Raw genomic sequence first — 18,363 nt, 5'->3', positions numbered from 1 at the left:
TGTTTATTAAAGCAACAGCTGGAGTTTCCCGTGGTGCAACTTTCCGATAAAACGCAGTCTGTAAATCAGGCAGATGCGTTACCTGGCCGTACAACCCCTATGCCGGTGGCGACCCTTCATGCAGTGAATGAACACTCAATGACATATGTCCCTGACAATATGGATGTCGCGATTTTCGCGATGGGCTGCTTCTGGGGCGTCGAGCGCCTGTTCTGGCAGCAGGAAGGGGTGTACAGCACAGCAGCCGGTTACAGCGGCGGTTTCACACCGAACCCGACTTACCGCGAAGTGTGTACCGGCCAGACCGGCCATGCCGAAGTGGTGCGTGTGGTCTTTGACCCGGCGGTCATCAGTTACGCCAAACTGTTGCAGATTTTCTGGGAAAACCACGATCCGGCACAGGGAATGCGTCAGGGCGGCGATATCGGCACGCAATACCGTTCCGCGCTGTATGTACTGAGTGCAGAACAGCAGGATCAGGCGCTGGCCAGTCTGGCGAGTTTCCAGCAGGCGATGGACGAGGCGAACGATTCGCGCACCATCACCACCGAAATCACCGAAGCCCTGCCTTTCTATTATGCTGAAGACGAACATCAGCAATATCTGTTTAAAAACCCGGAAGGCTACTGCGGTTTAGGCGGCATTGGCGTCTGTCTGCCGCCGCAATAATGCGGAATTTTTAAGCGCTGGCGGCAGTCTCAGTGCTGCTGCTATACTATGCGGGTCACAAATGTGGCCCTTTAAAACGATTTATGGCAATTATCTTTGTTTTTTCATCCTTAACGCTTTTTTCTTCTGAACCGCTTTTTAATGTCTTTCTTAAAAAGAAGTTCTTTTAAGCAGCAAAAATAATGAGTGCCTTTCCCTGCCGGTTTAGCCCGGTGTTAAACGGATAGATTATGTTAAACAGTATTTTACTGATTCTCTTATTAATCGCGATCAGTGCCTTTTTCTCGCTGTCTGAGATATCGCTGGCCGCTTCCCGCAAGATAAAACTTAAACAGTTGGCAGACGAAGGAAACGTCAATGCCTCCCGCGTAATGAAATTACAGGAAACCCCTGGCCTGTTCTTTACCGTGGTACAGATTGGCCTGAATGCCGTGGCTATCCTCGGGGGTATCGTGGGCGATGCTGCATTCTCCCCGGCTTTCCAGTCATTCTTCATCCGCTTTATGTCCCCTGAACTGGCGGATCAAGTCAGCTTTATCTGTTCCTTCGTGCTGGTCACCAGTCTGTTCATTCTGTTTGCTGACCTGACACCGAAGCGCATCGGTATGATTTCACCTGAGTCGGTTGCCGTCCGTATAGTCAACCCGATGCGTTTCTGTCTGATGATTTGCCGCCCGATGGTGTGGTTTTTCAACGGCATGGCGAACATGATTTTCCGCATTTTCAAACTGCCGATGGTACGTAATGACGACATTACCTCCGACGATATTTATGCCGTGTTTGAAGCCGGCGCACTGGCGGGTGTTTTGCGTAAGCAGGAACATGAGCTGATTGAAAACGTGTTTGAGCTGGAATCCCGTACGGTTCCTTCTTCCATGACCTCGCGTGAAAGCGTGATTTTCTTTGACCTGCGCGAAAGTGAAGAAAGCATCAAAGAGAAAATCGCCACGCATCCGCACTCCAAATTCCTGGTCTGTGACGGTCATATCGATCAGGTGGTCGGTTACGTCGATTCCAAAGATTTACTGAACCGCGTGCTGGGTAATCAGAGTTTAATGCTGAGCAGCGGCGTACAAATCCGCAATGCGCTGATTGTGCCGGATACCCTGACGCTCTCGGAAGCGCTGGAAAGCTTCAAGGCGGCGGGCGAAGACTTTGCCGTTATCCTCAATGAATATGCGCTGGTGGTCGGTATTATCACGCTCAATGACGTGATGACGACGCTGATGGGCGACCTGGTCGGTCAGGGTATGGAAGAACAGATTGTTGCCCGTGACGAGCATTCCTGGCTGATTGAAGGCGGTACGCCAATCGAAGACGTGATGCGCGTGCTGCATATCGAAGAATTCCCGCAGTCCGGCAACTATGAAACCATCGGCGGCTTCATGATGTTCATGCTGCGTAAAATCCCGAAACGCACCGATTTCGTTAAATTCTCCGGCTATAAATTCGAAGTGGTGGATATCGACAGCTACAAGATTGATCAGTTGCTGGTCACACGCATTGTCGATCAGCCGGTGGCGCCGCTGCTGCCAAAAACGCCGCAGGAACTTAAAGACGAGAAGAAAGCGCAGGCATAAGACGCTTTTTTCAGGCATCCGGCATCCGGACGCCAGAAACACGAACGGCTCCTTTCAGGGAGCCGTTTTTTTTGCGCACGCTGCAAAAGTGCAGCGACAACACGCGGGGACTTAGCCCATTTCCGCCTGCAAATGCGTAACCTGACGGTTAACTTCAGACATTACGCTAAAGTGGCGCTTATCACGAACCTTTGGCAACAGGATCTTGCCTTGGTCAAACTCAAAAGCGCCGACGTCTTTGATATACAAACGTCCACGAAACAGTGTCTTAACGTACTTTGCGACTTTCATCGGGTTGTAACGCTGGAAGATTCTCATTTTTCTATTGTTCTCCGTTAAATCACTGCATGTAACGGCCACGTCGCAAGGCGACAGATACCGGGACAGAAAAGTGTTTGCAGTGAAGAGACCTATAACATAGCAGGGCACTCAGGTATTGCCAGTGGATTTAACTGCTTTTACATTGCTTTTCAGTATTGTCTTAGACCCTGACATTGAAACACAGTATAACCCTGCTTTATGTGGCAATTTTGTAACCAGCAACACAATTTTAACATTCCAACAGGACAGACCACTTACGCCGTCCTATGATTGCCGTGACTGTTCTTTAGCGCCCCGGAGAATCTATGCTTTTAAGAAGTCTGTTTGTGATCACTTTTATGACATTTTCGCTATTTGCCTCAGCCCACAATTTTACCGTCGGCCAGCGTCTGGCCCCGGTCGGCGTGGATGACAAAGGCGAGCTGAATGATGTTAACGATACCTTCAGTTACAGCAAATGGAACAGCGCGAAACTGCCGGGAAAAGTGCGTATCGTGCAGCATATGGCAGGCAGAAGCAGCGCAAAGGCGTTGAACGAACCGCTGATCACCGCCATCAGGGCGGCAAACCTGCCGCATGATCGTTATCAGACCACCACCATCGTTAATACTGACGATGCCATTATCGGCACCGGGATGTTTGTGCGTAAAAGCATCGAAAGCGGCAAACGGGAATTCCCGTGGTCACAGGTGATTGTCGACAGCAACGGCGTGGTGAAAAAAGCGTGGGAGCTGCAACCGGAAAGCTCGGCGGTGGTCGTGCTGGATAAAAACGGGGTGATTAAATTCGCCAAAGACGGGGAACTGACGCCGCAGGAAGTTCAGCAGGTCATTACGCTGGTGGATCAACTGGTCAAAGGGTAGAAAAGTGAAACCCCGGTGGTGAGCCGGGGTTTGGCGTCAGAATAACGACACCCTGAAGCCCGGATTCAGAAACGATTCGCGCGGCGTATAGGTCAGCGTCTGACCTTTCCAGTCGTGCACTTGCGCACCGGCCGCCAGCGCGACCGCATGTCCGGCACCGGTATCCCAGATGTTGGTTGGCCCGAAGCGCGGATAAAGCTGCGCTGCACCTTCTGCCACCAGACAGAATTTCAGCGAAGAACCGATCGCCACCGTCTGATGCTCGCCCAGTTGCGCCAGATAATCCTGCAATTCAGGATCATTGCTGAAATGTGAACGGCTGACCACCACCAGCGGCGGATGCGCTTCTTTCACTTCAATCTGCTGCCGCTCACCCTGCTCTTCTTTCCAGGCCTTGCCTTCTGCTGCGCTGTACATCACCTGCGTCACCGGCACGTATACCACGCCCAGCACCGGAACCCCGTCTTCAATCAGCGCAATATTCACCGTGAATTCGCCGTTACGCTTGAGGAATTCTTTGGTGCCATCCAGCGGATCAACCAGCCAGTAGCGCGTCCAGTTCTGACGCTCGCTCCAGCTTTGCGGATCTTCTTCTGACAGCATCGGCGTGTGCGGATCCAGTTGTTTCAGACCGGCTTTAATCACATTGTGTGCCGCAATATCTGCCGCCGTGACCGGTGAGTCATCTTTTTTGTGGCGCGCGTCGAGCGGCTGTTCACCGTCGTATACCGCCATGATCGCATCACCCGCATCGCGCGCTAACTGACAAATTTGCTCTAACATCTTTTACCTCAACGCTTTGATTCTCATTTCTCAAGCCTAGTTTTTTTTGCCGCGAATAGCCATCACGTAATGTGAACAGGTCATAAAGTTGTTACATCTCACATTTATCTATGACAACTGATTACATTCTCAGCAAATTTTGAGATATATATCCGGTTTTTCTTTTCCGGGCATCATCCCTTTCTCTGGAGGCAAGGCAATGAATAAGCGTCATCTGACGTTATCCCTGCTGGCGATCCTGACGGCAGCATCCGTTCAGGCGTCACAGGTGGATCTGCGCATCATGGAAACCACGGATCTGCACAGCAACATGATGGACTTCGATTACTACAAAGATAAGCCGACCGATAAATTTGGTCTGGTGCGCACCGCCAGCCTGATCCACGCGGCGCGTAACGAAGTCACCAACTCAGTGTTAGTCGATAACGGCGACATTATTCAGGGCAGTCCGCTGGGCGATTACATGGCGGCAAAAGGCCTGAAACAGGGCGACGTCCATCCGGTGTATCTGGCGATGAACACGCTCAATTACGCGGTCGGTAACCTGGGCAACCACGAATTTAACTACGGTCTGGATTACCTGAAAAAAGCACTGGCCGGGGCGAAATTCCCTTACGTGAACGCCAACGTGATTGATGATAAAACCGGGAAACCGCTGTTCACGCCGTTCCTCATCACCGACAACGCAGTGAAAGACCGCGAAGGCAAAACCCATAATCTGCGCATCGGCTATATCGGTTTTGTGCCACCGCAAATCATGGTCTGGGACAAGGCCAATCTGCAAGGCAAAGTCACCGTGGCGGATATCACCGAAACCGCCAAAAAGTGGATCCCGGAAATGCGTAAACAAGGTGCCGACATCATTGTCGCGATCCCGCACTCCGGCCTGTCAGGCGATCCGTACAAAACCATGGCAGAAAACTCGGTCTATTACCTGAGCCAGGTAAAAGGTATCGACGCCATTATGTTCGGCCATGCGCACGCCGTTTTCCCGAGTGAAGAATTCGCCAGCATCAAAGGCGCGGACATCAAACAAGGCACGCTGAATGGCGTTCCTGCCGTGATGCCGGGCATGTGGGGCGATCATCTGGGCGTAGTCGATATGGTGCTCAATAACGACGGCGGCCACTGGAAAGTCGAAACAGCCAAAGCCGAGGCGCGGCCAATTTATGACAAAGAACAGAAGAAATCGCTGGCGGCGGAAGATCAGGATCTGGTGAAAGTGCTCGCCCCTTCCCATGACGCCACACGCGAATTTGTCAGCAAGCCGATCGGTAAATCCACCGACAATATGTACAGTTATCTGGCGCTGGTGCAGGACGACCCGACAGTGCAAATCGTCAATAATGCCCAGAAAGCCTATACCGAACATTTCATTCAGGGTGACCCGGATTTAGCCGATCTGCCGGTACTTTCTGCTGCCGCACCGTTTAAAGTCGGCGGGCGTAAAAACGATCCGGCCAGCTTCGTGGAAGTGGAAAAAGGCGAACTGACTTTCCGTAACGCGGCGGATTTGTATCTGTATCCGAACACGCTGGTGGTGATGAAAGTCACCGGTCAGGAAGTCAAAGACTGGCTGGAATGCTCCGCCGGACAGTTCAATCAGATCGACATTCACAGCAGCAAACCGCAGTCGCTGATTAACTGGGACGGTTTCCGCACCTATAATTTTGACGTCATCGATGGCGTGAAATATGAGATTGATGTCAGCCAGCCGGCGAAATTTGATGGCGAATGTGCGCTGATTAACAAAGATGCGGAACGCATTAAGCACCTCACTTACAACGGAAAACCGATCGACCTGAAAGCCACTTTCCTGGTCGCGACGAACAACTATCGCGCTTACGGCGGTAAATTCGCCGGTACCGGTGATAAGCATATCGCGTTCGCCTCGCCGGATGAAAACCGCTCGGTGGTTGCGGCGTATATCAGCGCCGAAACCAAAAAAGCGGGCGCAGTCACCCCGACGGCGGATAACAACTGGAAGCTGGCGAAGATCACCGCACCGCAACCGCTGGATATCCGTTTTGAAACCTCTCCCGGCGAAAAAGCAGCGGCCTTTATCCAGTCACACGCGCAATACCCGCTGACGGCCAAAGGCGCGGATGCCATCGGCTTTGAGATTTATCAGGTCGATTTACAAAAGTAAGCCTTTCTGCAGACGTAAAAAAAGGGCGCATATGCGCCCTTTTCATTTCTGTATTCTGAAAAGAGTTACAGAATTTCCAGCAGCTCAACTTCGAAGACCAGTGCGCTGTATGGAGGGATGGAAGCACCCGCGCCACGCTCGCCGTAAGCGAGGTTATGAGGGATGTACAGTTCCCACTTAGAACCGACTGGCATCAGGGTCAATGCTTCGATCCAGCCTGCAATCACGCCGTTCACCGGGAATTCAGCCGGCTCGCCACGTTGTACGGAGCTGTCGAACACGGTGCCGTCGATCAGTTTACCGGTGTAATGAACGCGTACGCGATCCTGACGGCCCGGGATGGTGCCTTCGCCCTGAGTGATAACAGAGAATTGCAGACCGGACTCGGTGCTGCTCACGCCTTCGCGCTGTGCATTTGCCGCCAGGAATTCCTGACCCTGAACTGCCAGTGCTTCCTGACGTTCACGACGAACAGCATCAGCACGTTCGTGGACTTCACGCAGTGCGCGGTGAACCACATCAACAGGAACGGCTGGTGTATTCCCTTCCAGCGCGTCACGTAAGCCTGCCAGCAGTGCGTCAGGCTCTAAGCCCTGCAAACCTGATTCCTGCAACTGTTGACCGACCTGCAGGCCGATACCGTAACTTGCCTGCGCTTCTACGCTGTCAAATGAAGGGGTAGTCATGAAATTTCCTTAGCTCTTAAAAATGTCGAACGCGCAGCATAGCAGCGCAAGCCTTTTGGGTAAAATCCTCTGTGAGGCAACATGACGGCAGGCGCAGTTCCTTTCCCTTTTCCGGAAATTTTTCGCATTTGACGCCACTCAGCACATCGTTTGGGTGATATTTGTGCTTTGTCCCTTTCCGCATCAAGCAGTTAAACAGCTATACTAGGCAGCAAAAGCAGTCGATATTACGACAGTTAACAAGAGAGGTCGTCATGGGCAGAATCCCGCCCAGGAGAAGGAAAGCCATCCGTATTTATCAACCCATGTTGAGATCCTGGATTGCCATTATGAAAAGGCCGATGCGAGACACGACAGCACCGCAAAGTGAAAGCGAAAGTGAAATCACTTCTGCGGAAACGGAAACCGGAACATCTGCTGCAACACGCGGCAAAACGCTGTTGAGCAAAATCTGGCATATGAGCGACGATTTCCACTGGATGTCGCCACTGCCGTATGCACATCGTCGCGGTATGATCCTGGCGGTACTGGTCATCCTGCTGGCGTTACTGTGGCCGTACACGCCGGAAAACACCTATGCGCCGTCGCAACCGCAACAGCCGACCAGCATCCCGATGCAGGCCGATTTGCGTAACGATCAGGGGCGGACCACCCAAATGGCGCAACCTGAGCCGGTTCAGCCAGCCACTACGGATAACAGCGGCACATGGCGCAGTTATCAGGTGCAATCGGGTCAGACGCTGGCGCAGTTGTTCCGCGATAATAATATGGCGGTCAATGATGTGTTCTCAATGGCACGGGTGGAAGGCGACGACAAGCCGCTGAGTACTCTGAAGACCGGGCAGGAAGTGAAGATTCAACGCGATGCGCAGGGTGTGGTCACGGCCCTGCAAGTGACGATGGATCAGAATGTTACGGTGACATTTACCCGTCAGCCGGACGGCAGTTTCCAGCGCAGTAACTGATCCCGATTTTCAGGCGATACCTTACCTTTCCGCTTTCCCAAACGCAGAAAAGCAAAACGCCGGCACATGGCCGGCGTTTCACAGGTTAACTGCCGCGTTATTACGCTTCAGCAACCACAACTACGTTCAGTTTAGCGAATACGTCGCTGTGTACCTGGAACTCAACTTCGTGTTCACCAGTGGTACGCAGAACGCCATTCGGCAAACGAACTTCGCTTTTAGCAACTTCAACGCCAGCAGCAGTGACTGCATCAGCGATATCGCGAGTACCGATAGAGCCGAACAGTTTACCTTCGTCGCCTGATTTAGACGCGATGGTGACTGAACCCAGTTCGTTGATTTTAGTTGCGCGAGCTTCAGCAGCGTTCAGAACGTCAGCCAGTTTGGCTTCCAGTTCTGCACGACGTGCTTCGAAGAACTCAACGTTTTTCTTGGTAGCAGGAACAGCTTTGCCCTGTGGTACCAGGAAGTTACGAGCGTAGCCCGCTTTAACGTTAACTTGATCACCCAGGCTGCCCAGGTTTGCTACTTTATCAAGCAGAATAACTTGCATTACTTTATCCTCTCAAAGTCGTTAATAGACAGTGGCCGATTACTGATGACGATCAGTGTATGGCAACAATGAAAGGTAGCGAGCGCGCTTGATGCAACGAGCGAGCTGGCGCTGGTATTTTGCACGAGTACCGGTAATACGGCTCGGGACAATTTTACCGCTTTCGGTAATGTAGTTTTTCAGTGTAGCGATGTCTTTGTAATCAATCTCTACAACGCCTTCCGCGGTGAAACGGCAGAACTTGCGACGACGGAAATAACGTGCCATTAGGCTAGTCTCCAGTATCTATCAAATCAATCTGCTCGGCATGTAACACCACTTTATTCAGTCCATTGCGCCCTTGATGGCAGCTAATGAATCCGGTAACAGTGAGTTGCGTGCCGACCGTTAAACTGTGAGTTAATGCTTGTGACGCTTGTCCACTGACAACCACGGGCATTCTGCACCATGCTTGTCGGTTAAATCCGGCTTCCTGCTGCGAGGATTTGTGTTCTAGCACAAATTGGCAGTGTGGAATGCCCGAAGGACTGACTTTACGAATGGGGGTCTTGCACACAGTGCCCGACAACACCAGACGATTCGCCGTCACGGCAATTACTCTTCAGAATCCCCAGCTTCAGCATCATCGTTAGCTTCAGCAAAATCTTCGCGACGATCACGGCGCTCGTCTTTAGCTTTAACCATTGGAGATGCTTCAGTTACCGCGTGTTTAGTACGCATAACCATGCTACGGATAACGGCGTCGTTGAAGCGGAAGTTAGTTTCCAGCTCATCGATCGCTTCCTGCGGAGCTTCAACGTTCAGCAGAACGTAGTGAGCTTTGTGCAGTTTGTTGATCGGGTAAGCCAGTTGACGGCGGCCCCAGTCTTCCAGACGGTGAATCTGACCAGCTGCGTTAGTGATTACTGCACTGTAACGCTCGATCATGCCCGGAACCTGTTCGCTTTGGTCAGGGTGAACCATAAAAACGATTTCGTAATGACGCATCGAATTGCTCCTTACGGATTATTCAGCCTCCTGTCAGGGTCAACCGCGGCCCATGGAAGCAAGGAACGTGTTTGTGTGCGGTCGAAAAAATGACGCGCAATTATATGTACAGCCTGTGGGAAACTCAAGGAGAAAGGCAGATTAATTTCTCTACAGCGTCGCTGCGAAGAAAGCCGTGGCTTCTGCCAGCGCATGCACCGACACTTTATGCTTCGCGCCCGGCTCTGAAATAAAGGTCAGATTCGCATCTGCGCCGCTTTCCGCCAGTTCCTGCCGCAACCGCTGGCTTTCGGCAAACGGCACCACATCATCTTCTTCGCCATGCCAGACAAACAACGGAACATCGGCGATTAACGCTGCTTTGCCGCCGATATCCAGACTGAGTAAAGGGCCGACTTCGCGCTCAAACACGTCGCGCGATACGATGTCACCGGCATTGTAAGCGGGAAAAAGATGGTGCGATAATCGCGCGAAATAGCCGGACCCCATCAGGTTTGCCGCCACTTTCACCCACGGAAATTTGACCAGCGCCGCCATGGTGGTCATGCCGCCCATGGACACACCGCCCACGCCTAAACGCTGCGGATCCGCCAGACCTCGTCCGACGAAGGTGTCTTTCAGCAGCGCCAGTTCATCGACATTGTTTTGCAAAATGCCCCAGAAATTCGCCAGACATCGTGCTTCGTCTTTCTCTGCGCGCGCACCGTGCATTAATGCATCGGGCAGGATCACGCGAAAACCCGCCTTCGCCAGCGTGTAACCGAAATAGGAGTAAATCTCTTTTGAAGACAGAAAACCGTGATAGAAAAAAATGGTCGGCAGTTGCTGCTGATACTGTCCGGCGGGCACGGCGTGGATGATCTGGATCCCGTCAATATCTTCTTCATACATCTCAACCATCGTGTCTTCCCCTGCGCGTTTGGCAAAAATATCGGCTTCTGTGTGTCACGCCATTCTACGGGTCTGAAAAATGGCGACTACAACCTTTTTCGTATGATTTATAACCTGTTATGTCCGGCAGGCTGTTTTGGTCAGATTGACCTTAATTCAAATTCACACATTCGCTTTTATTGCATTGATTCAGATCAATTTTTATTGAAATAAATGATTACATTTGATCATTAATCCTTTGCCGTTTTTCGCCGTTAGTGCGCTATCAGAAGCTAACGGAAAAAAACCATGAAAACGGCATCAAAACGCGCATTTCGCAGCTGGAGCATTGGCGCAAAACTGGCCAGCATCGCCTCACTGCTCGTCGGCTCACTCTTTATTATTTTCACTTTGTCACTGACGCACTCCGCCGGAAAGCAGGTCAATGAACTGGCGGTGAACGCCATTTCCGAACAGGTGACCGGCGTGGTGGACATGATAGAAATGTACAACGCCAGCCTGAATGCGGAAGTGGACAGCTATACGCGCCTGTTCAGCCATTTCCTGCCGTCGGATTTTGAACTTGATACCAGCAACCCGGTGAGTGTCGGCGATCAGTCTGCGCCGGTGATTAAAGCGGGCGGCACGCCGCTGAATCTCGACAGCAAAATTCCCGATGATTTTCTGGCCCGCACCGGAGCGATTTCCACGATATTCGCCCGTCGTGGTGATGACTTCATCCGCGTGACCACCTCTCTGAAAAAACAGGACGGCACCCGCGCCATCGGCACCCTGCTCGACAATTCCAGCCCGGCTTACGCACAGATTATGGCCGGACAATCCTTCAATGGACTGGCGACCTTGTTCGGCAAGAAATACATCACCAAATATCAGCCGGTGCGCGATGCACAGGGCAGCGTGATCGGCATTATCTTCGTGGGGGTGGATATCACCAGAGAATACGCCGACATGCGCCAGAAAATTCTCTCAAAACGGATTGGTGAGCAAGGCTATTTCTTTGTGCTGAACAGTGCACCGGGCAAAGATCTGGGCAAATATCTGGTCCATTCCAGCGATGAAGGCAAAACACCCGCGTGGCCTGATGGTGAGTTACAACAGGTCATGTCACAGCCCAAAGGCCAGCGCGAATACACAGACGTCACCAGCCAGCATCAGCAATTTATGGTGTACGCCAGCGTACCGGCATGGCACTGGGTGGTGGTCGGCAGCACCGACAAAGACAGCCTGATGGAACAGGTCAACAGCACGCGTAACCACTTCCTGATGGTGAGCCTGCTGGCGCTGGCCTGTTTCGCTGCACTGTTTATCTGGCTGACGCGCAAACTGGTCAGCCGTCCGCTGAGCGACGTGGTGAGCATCGCCCAGCAGTATGCCAGCGGCGATTTGCGCGCGCGGGCTGAAACGCAGCGTGTGGATGAAATCGGCGCACTGATGCATGCGATTGACGGCATCGGTCACGGGCTGGAAAAAATCGTGGGTGAGGTACGGCAGGTGTCGTCTGAAATCATGATGAATACTCAGGGGCTGGCGCACGACAGCGAGCAGATCAATCAGCAAATCGGTACGCAGGCCAGCAGCCTGGAAGAAACCTCGGCCAGCATGGAACAGATCACCGCGACTGTGCAGAACACGGCGGACAACGCCACGCAGGCCACTCAGCTGGTGCAACAGACCGATAAAGCCGCCACCGTCGGCGCGGATGCGGTAAATCAGTCGGTGGAGAGCATGGAGGCCATTAAGCACGCCTCAACGCGTATCGCCGATATCACGACGGTGATTGAAGGCATCGCCTTCCAGACCAATATTCTGGCGCTGAACGCGGCCGTGGAAGCCGCCAGAGCGGGTGAACACGGTCGCGGCTTTGCCGTCGTCGCCTCGGAAGTCCGGGCGCTGGCACAACGCAGTTCCAACGCGGTGAAAGAGATTGAAACGCTGGTTGCCGACTCCCTGAGTAAAGTCGAAGACGGCCATCAGAGCGCGGCCAAAACGCAGGCCAACATGAGCGACATCCTTCAGGGGATCCGTCAGGTCAAAGTGCTGATGAGCGATATCGATGTGGCGTCGCACGAGCAGTCTTCCGGTATCTCGCAGGTGAATATCGCCATCATGCAGATCGGCAAGGCAACGCAGGAGAACGCCACGCTGGTGGAGAATTCGCAGCAAACCGCAGCGGCGCTCAGCGAACAGGGCCGCCATCTCTCGCAACTGGTCAGCGTGTTTAAAATTTCCGAACGATAGAATGCGGTTCGCGCGGCAATAAACGCCGCGCAGACTCGCCAGCAGACCGGTGAAAGGGCTACACTCAGGGTAACGCCCTTTTACCGGATATCACGATGAAATCCCTCCGAATCCCCGCGCTGTTGCTGTTGCTGGCATCACTGAGCGGTTGCAGTAATCTGATGCAAACCACTCCGGTTGCGCCCCCCGCACCGACAGAAAAAGCACAGGAAATTACCCGCGCACAGACCTCCACCCTGACCAAAACCGGCAGCGTCACCGCTGATGTCATTGGCAGTCCGATGGATGCCGAAGCAGAAATTCAGCGTAAAGCCGATGCCGCAGGTGCCCGTTACTATGTGATTATGTTTAACAGCGAAACCATCGTGCCGGGTCGCTGGTACTCTCAGGCGACGCTGTACCGCTGACCGCCCTGGATTATTCCGCGCCGATAGCGCGGTTGATTAACAGTTGGCACAGCCGTTCCGGCAGCAATGTTTCTCCGCGCGGATCGAGCACCATCCGGCACCATGCGTCCGCCACCGGCGGCGAGGCAAATTCCAGCATTTGCGTGGCTGTCAGCAGGTTGAACATCTGACCTGTCAGCCATCTCCCCTGCGCTTCTTCCGGCGAACGCAGCCGCTGTAAAAACTGGCGCGATGCCCGGTCAAATACCCGGTTTTGCCCGCGCGCCTGATGCAAAATCTGCTGTACCATGTCCGCACTGGCAGGCAGCTTTTTCAGCGTCCGCAGGACATCAAGACACATCACGTTCCCCGATCCTTCCCAGATGCTGTTGACCGGCATTTCACGGTACAGGCGCGGTAACTCGCTGTCTTCGCAGTAGCCCATACCGCCCAGCACTTCCATCGCTTCTGCCACAAACGGCATTCCCTGACGGCACACTTCAAACTTGGCGGCAGGCGTCAGCAGACGGCACAGCAAGTTTTCCGCCGGATTATCCTGTGCGCCTGACGCGGCAGCCAGACGCATCAGCAGCATCGTCTGCCCTTCAAGATGTAACGCCATCCGGCTGAGGGTCTGGCGCATCATCGGCTGTTCGATTAACGGCTTGCCAAACACCTGCCGCTGGAACGCGTGGTACAGCGCCACGGACAACGCCCGGCGCATCATGGCGTGGCTGCCCAGCGCGCAGTCAAACCGCGTGTGGCCGCCCATTTTCAGGATGTGCCGGATGCCCTCACCTTCTTCACCCAGCAACCAGCCGGTAGCATTCTGAAACTCCACTTCACTGCTGGCGTTCGAGCGGTTACCCAGTTTGTCTTTCAGACGCTCGATGCGGATTGCATTGCGCGTGCCGTCGGGTAATACCCGTGGCATAAAGAAACAGGACAGCCCGCCGTCGGCCTGCGCCAGCACCAGATGGGCGTCACTTTGCGGCACGGAAAAAAACCATTTATGGCCGATCAGATGATAAGGTTTTCCGCTGCCGCGCCCTTCCTGCGCTGTCGCCCGCGTGGTGTTGCTCAGCACATCCGAGCCGCCCTGCTTTTCCGTCATGCCCATGCCGATCAGCACGCCTTTCTTCTGGTCGCCGGATTGCAGATGCGGATCATAACGATCGGATAACAGCGGTTTCATCCAGTCACTGAATTCCGGCGGCAGGTACTTTTGCAGCAGCGGGATCGCGCCGAATGTCATGGTCACCGGGCATAACGTGCCGGCTTCAACCTGACCGTGAAGAATAAATCGCGCCGCACGCGCCACTGCCGAACCGATGCGTGCATCTTCCTGCCAGGGCAAATTATGCACCCGGTTGGCGATCAGCCCCTGCATCAGCAGATGCCACGCAGGATGAAAGCGCACGTCATCGAGGCGTTCACCGGTGGTGTCGTAACGCAGCAGATCGGGCGGATTGGTATTCGCCAGCCGCCCAAGCTCCAGCGACTCCGCAGAACCTAATTGCTGGCCCAGTGACGCCAGCACGTCCGCATCCCAGCCCGCCTGCTGACGGGAAACCGCTTCGCGTAGCGGTGTGTCGGAGAGGAATAAATTGCTGTTACTCAGTGGCTTGGGTTGATTGAAAACCCGGTGTGTTTCCCAGTCCATCGCCTGCTCCCTGTCAGAAGGATATGGCGTAAGTATGGTAAAAATCGGGGAATTAACAGGCGGACAGATCACAAAGGCAGAAATGCAAACGGGAGCCATAAGGCTCCCGTTTAATCCGCAGCGGAGAAAGCCGAAATCAGCTTTTCTTCAGACCACGCTGGCGTACGGCTTCGAACAGGCAAACGCCGGTTGCCACGGACACGTTCAGGGAAGACACGCTGCCCGCCATCGGAATGCTGATCAGTTCGTCGCAATGTTCGCGGGTCAGACGGCGCATACCTTCGCCTTCTGCGCCCATCACCAGCGCCATCGGGCCGGTCATTTTGCTCTGGAACAGGTCATGATCGGCTTCACCCGCCGTACCGACGATCCAGACATTGTGTTCCTGCAACACGCGCAGGGTACGCGCCAGGTTGGTCACGTTGATCAACGGCACGTTTTCAGCGGCGCCACTGGCGACTTTTTTCGCTGTCGCGTTCAGTTTCGCAGAACGGTCGCGCGGCACGATCACCGCGTGAACACCGGCGGCATCCGCTGTACGCAGACAAGCACCCAGATTATGCGGATCCGTTACGCCATCCAGCACCAGCAGGAAAGGACAATCAAGGCTTTCCAGCAGCGCAGGCAGATCATTTTCCTGATACTGACGGCCTTCACGCACACGCGCAATAATGCCCTGATGCACAGCGCCTTCGGATTTATCATCCAGCCACTGGCGGCTCGCCACCTGAATCACGATACCACTGGCTTCCAGCTCGTCGATCAGCGGTTTCAGGCGTTTATCGTCGCGGCCTTTCAGGATGAAGACTTCCAGAAAGCGTTGCGGATCGTTGTCGAGTAAGGCTTTAACGGAATGAATACCGTAGATAATTTCGCTCATGATGCTCTTTAAAATAGACTTGCGTACAGCAAGCTGTCCGCAATTTAACAGGGATTGCGGGCGATTCTATCATACCCTTCATCATTCACGCTGCAGATGCGTTGGCTACGTTCAGTCACCCGAATCACTTACCTGAGTAAGCTCATCGGGATTCCTTCGTTTGCCGCCTTCCTGCAACCTGAATGCTTTCGGGTAGAATACCAGCCCGTCTGGCTTAGCTTTCGGCTGACTTTTTCTTCGCACGTTTGGCTTTGGTGGCCGCAGCAATTTTGGCTGTTTTATCAGAAGGCTTTTTGGCTTTCTTCGGCTTGCCGTCCTTACCCACTGCGCCAGCCGCTTTTTCTTTCTTCGGCTTAGCCGGTTTCGCGTCGTCTTTGCGGAAGGCACTGTCCGGCTCGAAGTTCACGTTTTTCTTACCGGTACGACGGCGACCCGCGTTGGCCGGTGCCGTTGAACGCATGGAACGCTCGCCACCTTTTTTGGCGCGGTCGCGTGCGGTTTTGCCTTCACCACGCGCTTTGCGGGTGCTGGACACCAGCGCGAAATCGATTTTACGTTCGTCCATGTGCACGGCTTCAACACGAATTTCTACCGTATCGCCCAGGCGGTACACCGCACCGGAGGACTCACCGACCAGACGCTGGCCGATATTGTCGTAACGGTAATAATCATTGTCGAGCGAGGACACATGCACCAGCCCGTCGATGAACAAATCGTTGAGACGCACGAAGAAGCCAAAGCCGGTAACACTGGCGATAATGCCGGTAAAGACTTCGCCCACGTGATCCTGCATGAAGTCACACTTCAGCCAGTCAGCGACGTTACGGGTGGCTTCATCCGCACGGCGTTCTGCCATCGAACAATGCTCGCCGAGCTGCAACATGTCTTCGTAATCACTGTGCCAGCCGCCGGTTGGCGTCCAGCGATCTTTCAGCGTGCCGTGCTCTTTCGCCAGCAGATACTTGATCGCACGGTGCAGCGCCAGATCCGGATAACGACGGATTGGCGAAGTGAAGTGACCGTACGACGGTAACGCCAGACCAAAGTGGCCGCGGTTTTCCGGATCGTAAATCGCCTGTTTCATCGAACGCAGCAACATCGTTTGCAGCATTTCGCGGTCAGGACGATCGGCCAGTTCATCCATGATCTGCGCATAATCTTTTGGCTCAGGCTTCATGCCGCCGCCCATCACCAGACCCAGTTCACCCAGCACGCTTTTCAGCGCAGAGATGTGGTCATCGCTTGGACGGTCATGCACGCGGAACAGCGCCGGTTCGTTATGTTTCTCAACAAAACGTGCCGCCGCGATGTTCGCCAGGATCATGCACTCTTCAATCAGTTTGTGGGCATCGTTACGCACCGTCGGTTCGACACGTTCGATACGGCGTTCAGCGTTGAAGATGAATTTCGCTTCTTCGGTTTCGAACGCGATACCGCCACGTTCGGCACGCGCCTGATCCAGCATTTTGTACATGGTGTGCAGTTCAAGCAAATGCTTCACCAGCGGGGAATACTGCTCGCGCAGTTCCGGATCGCCTTCGATGATGCGCCAGACTTTGTTGTACGTCAGACGCGCGTGAGAGCTCATCACGGCTTCGTAGAATTTAGAGCTGGTCAGCTTGCCCTGCGCAGAGATAGTCATCTCACAGACCATACACAGGCGGTCTACCTGCGGGTTCAGGGAACACAGACCATTCGACAGCACTTCCGGCAGCATCGGGACAACCTGCGACGGGAAGTAAACTGACGTTGCACGGCTTCGTGCTTCGTCATCCAGCGCGGTGCCGTGACGGACGTAATAACTGACGTCGGCAATCGCCACCCACAGGCGCCAGCCACCGCCGCGTTTTTTCTCGCAATACACGGCGTCATCGAAGTCGCGGGCGTCTTCACCGTCAATGGTGACCAGCGGCAGGCTGCGTAAATCGACACGGCCTTTTTTCGCTTCTTCCGGCACCTGCTCGCTCAGGTCTTCGACCTGCTTCAGCACCTGTGGCGGCCAGACGTGCGGGATTTCATGGGTACGCAGGGCGATATCTACCGCCATGCTGGTGCCCATTTTATCGCCGAGCACTTCAACGATTTTACCGACCGCTTTGGTGCGGCGGGTCGGGCGCTGGGTCAGTTCAACGACAACCATATAGCCCATGCGCGCGCCGTTAATGGCGTCGGAGGGGATCAGGATGTCAAAGCTCAGACGGCTGTCGTCCGGCACCACAAAACCGGCGCCGGCATCGGTGAAGTAACGGCCAACAATCTGGCTGGTTTTCGGCACCAGCACACGCACAATGCGCGCTTCGCGGCGGCCTTTGCGGTCGGTACCGACCGGCTGTGCCAGTACCACGTCACCGTGGATGCACATTTTCATTTGTTCAGCAGAAAGATACACATCGTCTTTCTTGACGCCTTCGAGGCGCAGGAAACCGTAGCCATCACGATGGCCGATAACCGTGCCTTTCAGTAAGTCCAGACGCTCCGGCAGCGCATAACACTGGCGGCGGGTGAACACTAACTGACCGTCGCGTTCCATGGCGCGCAGACGGCGGCGCAGCGCTTCCAGTGCTTCTTCACCGGACAGGTTCAGTTCGTTACCGATTTCTTCTCGGCTGGCAGGTGTTTCACGTTTCGCGAGGTGTTCCAGAATGAATTCACGGCTGGGAATAGGTGATTCGTATTTTTCTGCTTCTCGTTCCAGGAATGGATCTTGTGACATAGCGGTTCCTCCGTTGTCATCAGCAGTTTGTTGAAA

Annotated in this window: 18 protein-coding genes; 7 read left to right on the top strand and 11 right to left on the bottom strand. The window is 54.0% G+C overall.

Annotated features, from left to right (window positions below):
* Positions 1-30: 30 nt before the first annotated feature.
* Together msrA and J9880_RS10030 are read left to right on the top strand one after the other, a co-directional pair.
* A complete protein-coding gene (gene msrA, locus J9880_RS10035; RefSeq protein WP_165497996.1) occupies positions 31-669 on the top strand; it encodes a peptide-methionine (S)-S-oxide reductase MsrA in 639 nt (212 codons plus the stop codon).
* A 230-nt stretch (positions 670-899) separates the two neighbouring features.
* Positions 900-2,249: a hemolysin family protein gene (locus J9880_RS10030; RefSeq protein WP_232770396.1), complete on the top strand. Its 1,350-nt coding sequence runs from the start codon at positions 900-902 to the stop codon at positions 2,247-2,249.
* Between the two features lie 111 nt (positions 2,250-2,360).
* Here J9880_RS10030 and J9880_RS10025 read toward each other — a convergent pair whose 3' ends face one another.
* Positions 2,361-2,567, bottom strand: coding sequence for a DUF1107 domain-containing protein (locus J9880_RS10025; RefSeq protein ID WP_013573785.1), 207 nt, complete (start codon positions 2,565-2,567; stop codon positions 2,361-2,363).
* Between the two features lie 308 nt (positions 2,568-2,875).
* Here J9880_RS10025 and J9880_RS10020 point away from each other — a divergent pair, with 308 nt between their 5' ends.
* Complete coding sequence (locus J9880_RS10020) at positions 2,876-3,433, top strand: YtfJ family protein (protein WP_095923683.1); 558 nt, start codon at positions 2,876-2,878, stop codon at positions 3,431-3,433.
* A 36-nt stretch (positions 3,434-3,469) separates the two neighbouring features.
* Here the strand turns inward: J9880_RS10020 and cysQ are convergent, their stop codons facing one another.
* Positions 3,470-4,216: a 3'(2'),5'-bisphosphate nucleotidase CysQ gene (gene cysQ, locus J9880_RS10015; RefSeq protein WP_095923684.1), complete on the bottom strand. Its 747-nt coding sequence runs from the start codon at positions 4,214-4,216 to the stop codon at positions 3,470-3,472.
* A 199-nt stretch (positions 4,217-4,415) separates the two neighbouring features.
* Between cysQ and J9880_RS10010 the strand changes: the two genes are divergently transcribed.
* Positions 4,416-6,365, top strand: a complete 1,950-nt coding sequence (locus J9880_RS10010; RefSeq protein ID WP_232770395.1) for a bifunctional 2',3'-cyclic-nucleotide 2'-phosphodiesterase/3'-nucleotidase — start codon at positions 4,416-4,418, stop codon at positions 6,363-6,365.
* A 65-nt stretch (positions 6,366-6,430) separates the two neighbouring features.
* Here the strand turns inward: J9880_RS10010 and fklB are convergent, their stop codons facing one another.
* A complete protein-coding gene (gene fklB, locus J9880_RS10005; protein WP_095923686.1) occupies positions 6,431-7,051 on the bottom strand; it encodes an FKBP-type peptidyl-prolyl cis-trans isomerase in 621 nt (206 codons plus the stop codon).
* A 254-nt stretch (positions 7,052-7,305) separates the two neighbouring features.
* Here fklB and J9880_RS10000 point away from each other — a divergent pair, with 254 nt between their 5' ends.
* Positions 7,306-8,016, top strand: a complete 711-nt coding sequence (locus J9880_RS10000) for a LysM-like peptidoglycan-binding domain-containing protein (RefSeq protein ID WP_232770394.1) — start codon at positions 7,306-7,308, stop codon at positions 8,014-8,016.
* A 100-nt stretch (positions 8,017-8,116) separates the two neighbouring features.
* On the opposite strand, the gene rplI is transcribed toward J9880_RS10000, so the two are convergent.
* The 5 genes from rplI to yjfP all read right to left on the bottom strand — a co-directional run bounded on the left by rplI (position 8,117) and on the right by yjfP (position 10,456).
* Positions 8,117-8,569 (bottom strand): 50S ribosomal protein L9, encoded by a 453-nt coding sequence (gene rplI, locus J9880_RS09995; RefSeq protein WP_013573778.1) that lies wholly within the window; start codon positions 8,567-8,569, stop codon positions 8,117-8,119.
* 39 nt (positions 8,570-8,608) lie between these two features.
* On the bottom strand, positions 8,609-8,836 hold the full coding sequence (gene rpsR, locus J9880_RS09990; protein ID WP_002210155.1) for a 30S ribosomal protein S18: 228 nt from the start codon (positions 8,834-8,836) through the stop codon (positions 8,609-8,611).
* Between the two features lie 4 nt (positions 8,837-8,840).
* On the bottom strand, positions 8,841-9,158 hold the full coding sequence (priB, locus tag J9880_RS09985) for a primosomal replication protein N (RefSeq protein WP_095923688.1): 318 nt from the start codon (positions 9,156-9,158) through the stop codon (positions 8,841-8,843).
* Positions 9,159-9,163: 5 nt separating this feature from the next.
* Positions 9,164-9,556, bottom strand: a complete 393-nt coding sequence (gene rpsF, locus J9880_RS09980; RefSeq protein ID WP_013573776.1) for a 30S ribosomal protein S6 — start codon at positions 9,554-9,556, stop codon at positions 9,164-9,166.
* 150 nt (positions 9,557-9,706) lie between these two features.
* A complete protein-coding gene (gene yjfP / locus J9880_RS09975) occupies positions 9,707-10,456 on the bottom strand; it encodes an esterase (protein WP_232770393.1) in 750 nt (249 codons plus the stop codon).
* Between the two features lie 279 nt (positions 10,457-10,735).
* Here yjfP and J9880_RS09970 point away from each other — a divergent pair, with 279 nt between their 5' ends.
* A complete protein-coding gene (locus J9880_RS09970) occupies positions 10,736-12,685 on the top strand; it encodes a methyl-accepting chemotaxis protein (protein WP_232770392.1) in 1,950 nt (649 codons plus the stop codon).
* Between the two features lie 95 nt (positions 12,686-12,780).
* The gene (gene bsmA, locus J9880_RS09965; RefSeq protein WP_095923691.1) at positions 12,781-13,092 is read left to right on the top strand and encodes a biofilm peroxide resistance protein BsmA; all 312 of its coding nucleotides are present in this window, start codon (positions 12,781-12,783) and stop codon (positions 13,090-13,092) included.
* A gap of 10 nt (positions 13,093-13,102) precedes the next feature.
* On the opposite strand, the gene J9880_RS09960 is transcribed toward bsmA, so the two are convergent.
* The 3 genes from J9880_RS09960 to rnr all read right to left on the bottom strand — a co-directional run bounded on the left by J9880_RS09960 (position 13,103) and on the right by rnr (position 18,327).
* Positions 13,103-14,734 carry an isovaleryl-CoA dehydrogenase gene (locus tag J9880_RS09960; RefSeq protein WP_119823421.1) on the bottom strand — a complete coding sequence of 544 codons (1,632 nt, stop codon included), beginning with the start codon at positions 14,732-14,734 and terminating at the stop codon, positions 13,103-13,105.
* A gap of 136 nt (positions 14,735-14,870) precedes the next feature.
* Complete coding sequence (gene rlmB / locus J9880_RS09955) at positions 14,871-15,614, bottom strand: 23S rRNA (guanosine(2251)-2'-O)-methyltransferase RlmB (protein WP_095923693.1); 744 nt, start codon at positions 15,612-15,614, stop codon at positions 14,871-14,873.
* 214 nt (positions 15,615-15,828) lie between these two features.
* Entirely contained in the window at positions 15,829-18,327 is a 2,499-nt protein-coding gene (rnr, locus tag J9880_RS09950) for a ribonuclease R (RefSeq protein ID WP_095923694.1), read from the bottom strand.
* Between the last annotated feature and the right edge of the window lie 36 nt (positions 18,328-18,363).

The sequence above is a fragment of the Rahnella victoriana genome, assembly GCF_021276285.1.
GTDB lineage: Bacteria > Pseudomonadota > Gammaproteobacteria > Enterobacterales > Enterobacteriaceae > Rahnella > Rahnella victoriana.
The sequence above is the reverse complement of the archived record's forward strand: the minus strand, read 5'-3'. Positions and strand labels throughout refer to the sequence as shown.